At 76.0% G+C, this 11820-nt stretch carries 7 protein-coding genes; all 7 read left to right on the top strand.

The window, feature by feature from the left end; all coding sequences use genetic code 11:
- The first annotated feature begins 338 nt into the window (after window positions 1-338).
- Window positions 339-1751 carry a hypothetical protein gene (locus ABZ340_RS33970; protein ID WP_358785737.1) on the top strand — a complete coding sequence of 471 codons (1413 nt, stop codon included), beginning with the start codon at window positions 339-341 and terminating at the stop codon, window positions 1749-1751.
- 95 nt (window positions 1752-1846) lie between these two features.
- Window positions 1847-2902: a glutamate ABC transporter substrate-binding protein gene (locus ABZ340_RS33965; RefSeq protein WP_358785736.1), complete on the top strand. Its 1056-nt coding sequence runs from the start codon at window positions 1847-1849 to the stop codon at window positions 2900-2902.
- Between the two features lie 56 nt (window positions 2903-2958).
- Window positions 2959-4293: a hypothetical protein gene (locus ABZ340_RS33960; RefSeq protein ID WP_358785735.1), complete on the top strand. Its 1335-nt coding sequence runs from the start codon at window positions 2959-2961 to the stop codon at window positions 4291-4293.
- A gap of 22 nt (window positions 4294-4315) precedes the next feature.
- Complete coding sequence (locus ABZ340_RS33955; RefSeq protein ID WP_358785734.1) at window positions 4316-7114, top strand: tetratricopeptide repeat protein; 2799 nt, start codon at window positions 4316-4318, stop codon at window positions 7112-7114.
- A 3-nt stretch (window positions 7115-7117) separates the two neighbouring features.
- Window positions 7118-8710 carry a PP2C family serine/threonine-protein phosphatase gene (locus ABZ340_RS33950; RefSeq protein WP_358785733.1) on the top strand — a complete coding sequence of 531 codons (1593 nt, stop codon included), beginning with the start codon at window positions 7118-7120 and terminating at the stop codon, window positions 8708-8710.
- A gap of 141 nt (window positions 8711-8851) precedes the next feature.
- A complete protein-coding gene (locus ABZ340_RS33945; protein ID WP_358785732.1) occupies window positions 8852-10198 on the top strand; it encodes a VWA domain-containing protein in 1347 nt (448 codons plus the stop codon).
- A gap of 52 nt (window positions 10199-10250) precedes the next feature.
- The gene (locus ABZ340_RS33940) at window positions 10251-11801 is read left to right on the top strand and encodes an FHA domain-containing protein (protein WP_358785731.1); all 1551 of its coding nucleotides are present in this window, start codon (window positions 10251-10253) and stop codon (window positions 11799-11801) included.
- Window positions 11802-11820 lie beyond the last annotated feature (19 nt).

Raw genomic sequence — 11820 nt, 5'->3', positions numbered from 1 at the left:
GCTTGCCCCCACCCGCCCCACCCCGCCCGGCACGCCCGGGCGGCCCCGGCGCGCCCCGCCGGGGCCGCACGGGCGTCACGGGCGTCGCGGGCGTCTCCGGCGGTCGCGGGCGTCGCGGGCGTCGCGGGGCGCGCCGGGGCCGCACGCGACCGCCGGAGACGGGCCGTCGCCGGGAACCGCGCCGCCTCGTCCGGCGTGTCCATGGACAGGGGTGGTGCGGAGTTCCGCGACCGGTCCACGTTCCTGCACGTTCCGGCAAGATCCCGCGAAGGCCGGTGCGGATCCCGGTCCCGCCAGCGATACTTGCGGTGACGGGGTGACCACGGGGGAGGTCGGCAGTGACGCACACGCTGAAGGGCGGCCCGGCGCACCCGGGCAACGCCCCCGCCGTCCCGTCCGCTCCCGCCCCGTCCGCTCCCGCCCCACCGCCGGGCCCCCGCCGCACCGCCTTCGCCGAGGGCGCCGACCGGCTGCGCGCCGCCGCCACCACCGAGCCAGGCCGACTGCGCATCATCGGTGCCGTCCTCGCCCTCCTCGTCGTCGCCTTCGGCGCCGTCACCGCCTGGCAGACCACCGGCCGCGCCGCCGCCGCCGACGACGTGCTCACCGGCAGCCAGCCCCTCAGCTCCGACGCCGCCGACATCTACCGCTCCCTGGCCGACGCCAACACCGCCGCCGCCGGCGGGTTCCTCGCCGGCGGCCAGGAGACCGAGGCGTCCCGCGAACGCTACGAGGAGGACATCCGCACGGCCGCCGCCAAGCTCGTGACGGCCGCCGCCAACTCGGACCCCGACTCCCCCGCCGCCGCGACCGTCACCCGCCTCAACCGCCTCCTGCCGGAGTACAAGGGCCTGATCGAACGCGCCCGCGTCTACAACCGCCAGGGCTTCCCGGTCGGCGGCGCCTACCTGCGCTACGCCAACGAGAAGATGCAGGAGGAGATGCTCCCGGCGGCGGAGGCCCTCTACAAGAGCGAGAACCGGCGCCTGCGCGGCGACTACGCCGACGCCACGCCCCACCCGTGGGCGGCGATCGCCCTCGGCGTCCTCGCCCTGGCCGCCCTGGCCTGGGCGCAGCGCCGCACCTACCTGCGCACCCACCGGGTCCTCAACCCCGGCCTGGCCGCCGCGACCGCCGCCACCGCCGCCGCCCTGCTGTGGCTGGTCGCCGGCCATGGTGTCGCCCGCGCCCACCTGGAGGACTCCCGCGAGCACGGCGTCCGCTCCCTGGACGTGCTGCACGAGGCCCGCATCGCCTCCCTCAAGGCGCGCGGCAACGAGAACCTGACCCTGGTGGCCCGCGGCGCGGAGACCGAGAAGGTCGGCGGTGTCACGTACGACGCCTACGACCACGACTACCGGCGGGAGATGAGGGTGCTCGCCGACCGGCTGGCCGATGCCGGGCGGCTGGCCGACGACCGGGCGGGCGAGCGGCCGGTCGCGGCGGCGGCCGGCAACGTGCGGGAGTGGCAGAAGCGCCACCGGGCGGCCCGGGCCCAGGACGAGAACGGCAACTACCGGCAGGCGCTGGCGAAGGTGATCGGCGGCAAGGGCGCCACGGGCGAGTGCTTCGACAACGTCGACACCCACCTCGCCGCCGCTCTCGCCCACGAGGAGAGCGAGTTCGAGCGGGCGGCCGGGGCCGGCCGGGACGCGATGACGGGCCTGCCGGCGGGCGCCGCGGTCCTCGGCGTCCTGGGCGCGGCCGGCGCGGTGCTGGGCATCGGCCGCAGGCTGTCGGAGTACCGGTGACGTGCCGGGTGGACGTGTCGGGTGAACAGGCCGGGAAACAGGGGGAAGTGCCGGAGTACCGGGAGGAAGGAGGACCGGTGGAAGGGGGCATGAGGATGCGTGCGCGACGTCTGCGGGCCAGCCTGAGGGGCTGGGGCGGAGTGGGTGCGATGGCGGTCGTCTGTGCCCTCGCGGTGGCTTTCGCCCTGCTGCTGCCGGCGGCCCGGTCGCACGGCGGCGCCGGCGCCGGTGCCGGCGGCGCGCACGGCGGCCGGGGCGCCGCCCAGGGCAGCCAGACCCGGGCGGCGCAGGAGTGCGAGGACCCGGAGAAGCAGACGCTGTCCCCGTCCTCCGAGGACGGGCCGACGATCACGACGATCAAGGAACGCCCGGGCGAGAAGCGCAAACTGATCGTCGGCGTCGACCAGAACAGCTACCGCTGGGGCTACCGCGACCCCAACGGCGGCGACGACGCCGCGCTGGAGGGCTTCGACATCGACCTGGTCCGCCGGATCGCCGAGGACATCCTCGGCGACCCCGACGCGGTCCAGTTCAAGGCGATCCCCACCGACCAGCGCATCCCGGCGATCCAGGACGGCCGGGTGGACATGGTCGTCCGCACCATGACGATCAACTGCGACCGCATCGAGGACGTCGCCTTCTCCGCGCCCTACTTCCGCAGCGGCCAGCAGCTCCTGGCGCCCAAGTCCTCGCCGATCACCGGCTACGACGGCACACTGGCGCACAAGAAGATCTGCGTGGCGGCGGGTTCGACGGCGTACAGCACGCTGGAGGCGCACCGGAAGACAGGCAGGCTCGTGGCCTCCGCCGACTTCTCCACCACCGTGCCGAACCAGCTGGACTGCCTGGTCCGGCTGCAACTCGGCGAGGTGGACGCGGTGGTCACCGACACCGCGCTCGCCGCGAGCCAGGCCGCGCAGGACCCGACGGTGCAGCTCAAGGGGAAGGCGTTCACCACCGAGTACTACGGCGTGGCGATGAAGAAGGACGCCGACGATCTGGTACGCCGGGTCAACCGGATCCTGGTGGACTTCCGCGCGGACGAGGCGAACGGCTGGCAGGCGTCGTACGACAAGTGGCTGTCGGCGACACTGGGCGACGACGAGACGACGTCGGAGCCCCCGGCACCGGAGTACCTGCGCAAGAGCTGACGGCGCCGCGGGCACCGCCACCACCACCCACAGCAGCGAGAAGCGAGAGGTGATCGATGGGCGTCGCGGAATCCACCGGGCCGGTGATGGACCGGGACGAGGTGGACCGTGCGCTGGCGCGGCTCGGCGCGGAGCACGAGGCGATCGAGACCTCGCTCCTGGCCCTCCAGGACCACGCAGGCCGCCGGCTCCTCGAAGGCGCCCGCCTGACGGGCGTCACCGCGGAGCGCTGGCAGGCCACGGAGGCGTCGATCACGCTGCTGTGGACGTACTTCGACGCGTACACGGACGCGCTGCGCACCGCCCGGGAGATCCGCGCCCGCCGCCGCTGGGCCGGCCGCGAGGACCTGGCGGAGCTGACGGAGCTGCTGCGCGGCGCGTGCGTCACGGTCGCGGGCGGCGCGGTGGCCGCCGCGGGCGCCCCCACGGCACACGGTGCTCCGGGCCGCCTGAGCGAACGCTTCACCCTGGCCGCCCTCGTGGACCGGATGAACGAGCTGTACGCGGCGTCGCTGGACGTGGTGGTCGCCGCCGACGCGGTCTGGTCGGCGCTGCCCGCCCGCATCGACCTGCTCGCCGCCGAACTCCACCGCACCCGCAAGCTGGCGCACTCCGTCGGCGTCCGCCCCGGCGAGCACCCGGCCGGCGACGACCTGGAGCGCATCACGCACACGCTGACGAGGCTGCGCGAGCAGGTGGTGTCGGACCCGCTGGCGTTCTGGCGCCCGGCCGAGGGCAGTTCGGCCCCGGGCGGCGGCCGGCCGGACACCACGGTGTACGACCGCCAGGCACGCGCGCTGGAGGACGTACGCCGCGAGATCGACGCCGTGCTGACGGTCCGTCAGGATGCGGAGCAGCGGATCGTGCGGCTGCGGGACGTCCTCAGCCGCGCGGACCGCACGCTCGCCGAGGCGCGCACCGCGCGCGGCGAGGTCCTCGCGAAGATCGCCGCGACGGAGGTGCCGGTGGTCAGCGGTCCGCCGACCGCGCTGCAGGAGCAGCTGGCGACGGCCGCCGAGTACCGCAGGCGCGCCCAGTGGCACCGCCTCTCCCCGCTGCTGGAGTCCCTGGAGCAGAAGGCGGAGGACGAACTGCTGCGCGCCCGCGAGTCGCTGACCGCGGTCACCGCGCCCCTGGCGGTCCGCGCCGAACTGCGCGGCCGTCTCGACGCGTACAAGGCGAAGGCGGCCCGGCACGGCCTGGCGGAGGACCCCGAGCTGGTCGAGCGGTACGAGAGGGCGCGCCGCATGCTGTGGAGCGCGCCCTGCGACCTGCGCGCCGCCGAGCAGGCCGTGCTGCGCTACCAGCAGGCGGTGGCGGAGGCGCTCGGCACGGCCCCGCGCGTCCCGGGGCAAGGGGGTCCGCGCGACGCCGGGGGGCCGGGCGCGTGAGCGACGAGGGGGAGGCGGCGCGATGAGTGAGGCACGGCAGTCCTGTCAGCGTCCCGGCTGCGACGGCGCGTACGAGGACATGGGCGGGGGCGAGCTGTACTGCGGCACCTGCGGTCTGGCGCCGGTCGTCTCCGGGGACGGGACGGTCGGCACGGCACCGACCGGGATGACCGGCGGCAGCAAGGGCTCGGCGGGCAGCGGCAGCTCCGGCAGCGGCAGCTCCCGTACGTCGTCGCGGTCGTCGCGGTCGTCGCAATCATCCAAGTCGCGCCGCTCGGTGTCGGGCCGGCTCTCCCGCTCCCTGTCGGGCCGGTCGACGAGCCGCTCGGTGTCGGTGCGCAGCTCCGGGTCGGCCGCCGGTTCCTCCGCGCGCGGGCGGCTGGGCGCCGGACTCGTGGAGGTGCCGCCGATCCCGCGGCCGGACCCGCGGTCGATGGTGCTGGAGAACCCGGAGGTGCCGGAGCGCAAGCGGTTCTGCTCGCGGTCGGACTGCGGGGCGCCGGTGGGCCGGGCCCGCGCGGGCCGCCCGGGGCGCACGGAGGGCTTCTGCACCAAGTGCGGCCACCCGTACTCGTTCGTCCCGAAGCTGCGGGCCGGGGACGTCGTGCACGGCCAGTACGAGGTGGCCGGCTGCCTGGCGCACGGCGGCCTCGGCTGGATCTACCTCGCCGTGGACCGGGCGGTCTCCGACCGCTGGGTGGTGCTCAAGGGCCTGCTGGACACCGGCGACCAGGACGCCATGGCCGCGGCCATCTCCGAGCGGCGCTTCCTCGCCGAGATCGAGCACGCCAACATCGTGCGGATCTACAACTTCGTCGAACACCTCGACCAGCGCACCGGCTCCCTCGACGGCTACATCGTCATGGAGTACGTCGGCGGCAAGTCGCTGAAGGAGATAGCCAACGCGCGCCGCACCCCGGACGGCAGGCGGGACCCGCTGCCGGTGGAGCAGGCGTGCGCGTACGGCATCGAGGCGCTGGAGGCGCTCGGGCACCTGCACAGCCGCAACCTGCTGTACTGCGACTTCAAGGTCGACAACGCGATCCAGACCGAGGACCAGCTCAAGCTGATCGACATGGGCGCGGTGCGCCGGATGGACGACGAGGAGTCGGCCATCTACGGCACGGTGGGCTACCAGGCGCCGGAGGTCGCGGAGGTGGGCCCGTCGGTCGCCTCCGACCTGTACACCGTCGCCCGCACCCTCGCCGTCCTCACCTTCGACTTCCAGGGCTACACCAACGTCTACGCCGACTCGCTGCCGGACCCCGACTCGGTCGAGGTCTTCCGCCGGTACGAGTCCTTCTACCGCCTCCTGGTGCGCGCCACCGATCCCGACCCGGCCCGCCGGTTCGCCTCCGCGCAGGAGATGGCGGAACAGCTGACCGGCGTGCTGCGCGAGGTCGTCTCGCTCCAGACGGGCCGGGCACGGCCCGCCCTGTCGACGCTGTTCGGCCCCGAGGTGCGGGTCACGGACACGGAGCTGTTCCCGGAGCTGGACGGGGAGGTGTCGCGGCTGGGGGCACGCGCGGTACCGGCGGGGTGGCGGCGGCGCCGCGGGAAGGCCGCCGTCGCCGCCACCCCGCCGGCCACGGCACCGCTCCCCGCCCCCACACCTGCACCCGCACCCGCACCCGCACCCGCACCCGCACCCGCACCCGCACCGATACCCCACCCGTCGGCTCCTTCGGCCCCGTCGGCCGTGCTCCCCGGCCCGTCGGCCTCCTCCCCCGCGCTCTCCGGCCCACCCGTTCCCGGCCCCGGTGCTCCCCCGCCACCCGGCGGCCGGCCCGGTGAGCAGCCCGCCGGCGGATCCGCCGGCCCCCCGCACGGCACCGTACGGCTGGTCAAGCCCGTCGACGCCCCGGCCACCGCGCTCGCCCTGCCGGTGCCGCACGTCGACCCGGACGACCCCAACGCCGGTTTCCTGGCGGGCCTCCTGGCGTCCGCGCCGGCCGAGCTGCTCGGGGCGCTGGCCGCGGCGCCGGCGCCCTCGGTCGAGACCCGGCTGCGGCAGATCCGGGCCTGGCTGGAGACCGGCGAGGCGCCCACCGCGCTGGAGACCCTGGCCGCGCTGGAGGACGAACGGCCCGACGACTGGCGGGTGGTGTGGTACCGGGGCGTGGCCGCGCTGGTGACCGGCGACCACGAGGGCGCGGCCCTGGCGTTCGACGCGGTCTACGACGCCTTCCCGGGCGAGATCGCGCCCAAGCTGGCGCTCGGCCTGTGCGCGGAGGTGCTGGGCCAGCTGGACAACGCCGCCGAGTACTACCGCCTGGTGTGGACGGCCGACCCGAGCTACGTGAGCGCCGCCTTCGGCCTGGCCCGCGTCCGGCTGGCAACCGGTGACCGCGGCGGCGCGGTGCGGACGCTGGAGTCGGTTCCGGAGTCCTCCATCCACTACACCGCCGCACGCGTGGCGGCCGTACGGGCCAGGCTGCGGCAGCGCGCGGCGGACGCGGCCGACGTACCGTCCCTGGACGACCTGACCGCCGCCGCGCGGCAGGTGGAGGCGCTGGACGCGTACGGTCTGGATCCGGCGCGCCGGGAGCGGTTGTCGGCCGAAGTCCTCGGGCGCGCGCTGGACTGGGTACTCTCCGGGGGCCAGGGTTCCGTCCCTGCCCCGGGCTCGCGGCCTTCGAGCAGCGGGGACCCCCATGCCGCCGGGGGACGGACGCTGCTCGGCAGCGGCCTGGACGAACGGGGTCTGCGTTTCGGCCTGGAGCGGGCGTACCGCACGCTCGCCCGGCTGGCGCGGGGCGGCGAGGAGAGGATCGACCTGGTGGAACGTGCCAACCGTTACCGCCCCCGAACGTGGGTGTAGTTGATGTCGCAGATGCCTCAGCAGGCCGCTTTGCCGACGTGTCCGAGCTGTGCGGAGCCCCTGGAGTCGGGTGACCGTTTCTGCGGTGCGTGCGGATACGACCTGTCCGCCGTGCCAGCGCGCCCCGGGGACAGCCCGACGATCGCCCTGAACGGCTCGGCTCCGGGCCGTCCGGCCGGGGTGGCGTGGCCCGTGGCGCCGGAGACGGACGGCTCCGGCCGCCCCGCCCCGGTGCACCGGCCGGCGGACCTGCCGGGCACGGACTCGGGCGGCGGCTCCCTGGCCTCCGAGCCTCCGCGGCCCTCCCGGCCGCCGCAGCCCTCCCAGTCGCCGCAGCCCTCCCAGTCGCCGCAGCCCTCCCAGTCGCCGCAGCCCTCCCAGTCGCCGCAGACCCCGCCGCCGCAGATCCCGCCGTCGCCGCAGACGCCGCCTCCGCCCCCGCAGTCGCCGCCGTTGCCGGCCCAGGCCCCGCCGCCCCGGCCGCCGTACCCCCCGGCGGGCGCTCCGCAGGTCCCCGTCCCGCCGCCCGCCCCGACACCCCCGGCCCACATCCCGGCCCCCGCCTCCGGCGTGCGCCTCGACCGCCCGCAGGAACCCGAGGAGTACCCGTTGCAGACACCGGACCCGCGCGTGGCCGCCGACCTGCCGGTGCCCGCACCGGAACCGGACCCGGCCGCCGGCGCCGCGGTGTGCGTGGCCTGCCGCGCCGGCCGGGTCGACGACGACGGCTACTGCGAGAACTGCGGGCACGCCCAGCCCCGCGAACGCGACCACATGGAGCAGGAGTCGGGCCCGGTCGCCGCCGTCAGCGACCGCGGCCTGCGCCACCACCGCAACGAGGACGCGTTCGCCGTCGGCCACACCGTCCTGCCCGACGGCTCCCCGGCCGCCGTGGCGATCGTCTGCGACGGCGTGTCCTCGGCGACCCGCCCGGACGACGCCTCCCTGGCCGCGTCCCGCGCGGCCGGCGAGTCGCTGCTGGCCGCCCTCCCCCGGGGCACCCACCCCCAGCAGGCCATGCACGACGCGATCGTCGCCGCCTCACGGGCCGTCGACGCGCTGGCGAACGAGCCCGCCACGGCCCGCGAGCACGCCCCGCACCAGAACGCCCCGGCCTGCACCCTGGTCGGCACGGTGGTGACGGACGGCCTGCTGGTCGTCGGCTGGATCGGCGACAGCCGCGTCTACTGGGTCCCGGCGGACCGGAGCGCACCCGCGGCCCGGCTCACCGAGGACGACTCGTGGGCGGCGCAGATGGTCGCCGCCGGCCTGATGAGCGAGGCCGAGGCGTACGCCGACGAGCGCGCCCACGCGATCACCGGCTGGCTCGGCGCGGACGCCTACGAACTGGAGCCGCACACCGCCTCCTTCAAGCCGGACCGCCCCGGCGTGGCCGTGGTGTGCACGGACGGCCTGTGGAACTACGCGGAGTCCGCCGAGGAGATGGCCCGGGTGGTGCCCCTCGACGCCGCCGTGAACCCGCTGCACAGCGCCCGGGTCCTGGTCGGCCACGCCCTGGACGGCGGGGGCCACGACAACGTAACAGTGGCCGTCGTGCCGTTCCCGGCCCCGCCGCAGGGGGCAGGATCGCTCTGAGGCCGCGCACGCGCACGACGGGGACGCCGCGCGCGTACGGGGCCTCACGGGCCGCAGGGGGCGGTCCGTCCCCGGCCCGGCCCCGGCCCGGCCACGCGGCCGTGGGGCCGCCGGGGGACGCGAAGGGGGATGCACGCAGGCATGGCCAATTTCTCGAAGTCGAACGTGCCGCAGTTCTCGGTGGACGTCTACCAGAACGAGTACCTGCCGGAGGGCGGCCGTGAGGTCGACGCCATCGTCACGGTGACCGCGACCGGGGGCGGCACGGTCGGGGGCGCGGTCACCGCGCCGCACCTGTACGCGCCCGGGCAGGGCCCGTCCGCGGCCGTGGCGCTGATGGTCGACTGCTCGGGGTCGATGGACTACCCGCCCGCCAAGATGCGCAACGCCCGCGACGCGACGGCCGCCGCGATCGACACCCTGCGCGACGGCGTGCACTTCGCGGTGATCGGCGGCACCCACGTGGCCAAGGAGGTCTACCCGGGCGGCGGCCGGCTGGCGGTCGCCGGCGCCACCACCCGCGAGCAGGCCAAGCAGGCGCTGCGCCGGCTGAGCGCGGGCGGCGGCACCGCCATCGGGACCTGGCTGCGGCTCGCCGGCCGCCTGCTGGCGTCGGCGGACGTCACGATCCGGCACGGCATCCTGCTCACCGACGGGCGCAACGAGCACGAGTCGCCGACGGACCTGAAGGCGGCGCTGGACGCCTGCGCCGGACGGTTCACCTGCGACGCCCGCGGCGTGGGCACCGACTGGGAAGTGAAAGAGGTCACAGGGATCGCCTCCGCCCTGCTCGGCACCGCCGACATCGTCGCCGACCCGGCCCACCTCGCCGCCGACTTCACCCGGATGATGGAGAAGGCCATGGGCAAGGAGGTCGCCGACGTCTCCCTGCGCCTGTGGACCCCGGTCGGCACCACTGTGACGTTCGTCAAGCAGGTCGCCCCGACCGTCGAGGACCTGACCGGCCGCCGCACCGGGGCGGGCCCGCGCCTGGGGGACTACCCCACCGGCTCCTGGGGCGACGAGTCCCGCGACTACCACGTCCGGGTGGAGGTGCCGCCCGCGCACGTCGGCCAGGAGATGCTGGCCGCCCGGGTCTCACTGGTGGTCCCCCGGCCCGACGGAAGCGCCCGGAACCTGGACGCCCAGGGTCTCGTACGCGCCGTGTGGACCGACGACGTGGCCGCCTCGACGTCGATCAACCCGCAGGTCGCCCACTACACCGGGCAGGCCGAGCTGGCCCAGGCCATCCAGCAGGGGCTCGAACTGCGCAAAGCGGGAGACATCGACGGGGCGACGGCCAAACTGGGCCGGGCCGTCCAGTTGGCCGGCGCCTCCGGGAACGCGGATACTGCGAAACTGCTTTCGAAGGTGGTGGACGTGGTCGATGCCGCGACCGGTACTGTGCGACTGAAGGCGAAGGTCACGGAGGCCGACGAGATGACACTCGAGACCCGGTCCACGAAGACCGTTCGCGTGAAGAAGTGACCTGAGAAGCAGTGCTCCGAGAAGCAGTGGTCTGAGAAAGGGAAGCGCCGACATGCCGACCTGCCCGAACGGACACCAGTCGGGTTCCGACGACTGGTGCGAGGTCTGCGGTCACCGCATGGCCGGTGCCGTGCCTCCGCCGCCGCCCCCGCCGCCCCCGGCCGGCGGCGGCTACGGTTTCCCCCCGCCCGGCGGCCCGAACGGCCCCGGCGGGCAGCCGGGGGCGCGAGGCCCCGTGGGCGCCGCGCCGGGTCCCGAGCCGGAGCTGTGCCCGCAGTGCCGTACGCCGCGCGAGGGCGGCGCGCCGTTCTGCGAGGCATGCCGGTGGAACTTCCTGACGAACACCGCGACCTCGTACACCCCGGCCGCGCCGCGCCCGCCGGCGCCCGGCCCGGGTCCGCGCTTCCCGCAGCCGCCCGGCCCGTCGTTCGGCGGTGACGCGTACGAGTACCAGGGCTCCCGCCCGTCGCAGGTGAACCGGCCGGCCGAGCCGATCCCGCCGGGCCCGCCCTTCGGCAACGGACCGTCGGGCCCCGGCGGCCCGGGCCCGGCCGGCCCGCCCTCCCCGCCCGGACCGAACGGCCCCGGTGCCGCTCCGGGCGGCCCCTCCGGTTTCGGCGCCGACCCCGCGCGGCCGGTTCCGCCGCCGCCCGGCTCCACCCCGCCCCCGCCGCCCGGCCAGGGCACGAGTGGAGGCGCCCCGCAGGCGTTCCGGCAGCCGGGCCCGTCCGGCCCGGGCACGGCCGGAGGCGCCCCGCAGGCATTCCAGCAGCCGGGCCGGCCCGGACAGCCCGGTCAGCCTGGGCAGCCCGGCCCGCACGGACAGCCCGGTCCGCACACACAGCCCGGTCAGCCCGGACAGCCCGGCTCGTCCGCGCAGCCCGGTCCGGCGGGTCCCCCCGCCCCGCCCGCGTTCCCGCAGGAGACCGGCCGGCCCCAGCCGGGCGGCTCGCCCTTCGGCGGCGGTGGCGACGACTGGGTGATCTCCCCGCCGTCGGGCCCCGGCCAGGGCGGCCCTGGTGGTCCCGCCGGTCCCGGCGGCGGCCCTTCCGGCGGTCCCGGCTCCGGCCAGGGCGGCGGCTACGGCTATCCCCAGCCCGGCGCCGGCCAGACCCCGCCCCCACCGCCCGGCCCCGGCTTCCCCCAGCAGCCGCAACAGTCGCAGCAGCCCCAGCCGCCGCAGCAACCGCAGCAGCCGGCGACCTGGACGGCGACCATCGGCCCGGACCGCGAGTACTTCATGGCGATGATGCAGCGCTCCGGCCCCGAGGCCGCCGGCCTGAACCTGCCCGCGTACTCGCCCGAGCAGCGGCGCACGCTCACCGGCAACCAGGTCACCATCGGCCGCCGCCGCCACTCCACCGGTGACACCCCCGACATCGACCTGTCGGTGCCGCCGGAGGACCCGGGCGTCTCGCACCAGCACGCGGTGCTGGTGCAGCAGCCGGACGGCAGCTGGGCGATCGTCGACCAGAACTCGACCAACGGCACCACGGTCAACGGCGCGGAGGAGCCCATCCAGCCCTTCGTGCCGGTGCCGCTCCAGGACGGCGACCGGGTGCACGTCGGCGCCTGGACGACGATCACCATCCGGCGCGGCTGAGAGCCCCGAGCCCCGAGCA

The organism is Streptomyces sp. NPDC006134, from assembly GCF_040628835.1.
GTDB lineage: Bacteria > Actinomycetota > Actinomycetes > Streptomycetales > Streptomycetaceae > Streptomyces.
The sequence above is the reverse complement of the archived record's forward strand: the minus strand, read 5'-3'. Positions and strand labels throughout refer to the sequence as shown.

Bases quoted from the DNA above. Each gene is read 5' to 3' on its own strand.
- ABZ340_RS33960 (WP_358785735.1), top strand. From the start codon at position 2,959: ATGGGCGTCGCGGAATCCACCGGGCCGGTGATGGACCGGGACGAGGTG.
- ABZ340_RS33950 (WP_358785733.1), top strand. From the start codon at position 7,118: ATGTCGCAGATGCCTCAGCAGGCCGCTTTGCCGACGTGTCCGAGCTGT.
- ABZ340_RS33940 (WP_358785731.1), top strand. From the start codon at position 10,251: ATGCCGACCTGCCCGAACGGACACCAGTCGGGTTCCGACGACTGGTGC.
- ABZ340_RS33965 (WP_358785736.1), top strand. From the start codon at position 1,847: ATGCGTGCGCGACGTCTGCGGGCCAGCCTGAGGGGCTGGGGCGGAGTG.
- ABZ340_RS33945 (WP_358785732.1), top strand. From the start codon at position 8,852: ATGGCCAATTTCTCGAAGTCGAACGTGCCGCAGTTCTCGGTGGACGTC.
- ABZ340_RS33955 (WP_358785734.1), top strand. From the start codon at position 4,316: ATGAGTGAGGCACGGCAGTCCTGTCAGCGTCCCGGCTGCGACGGCGCG.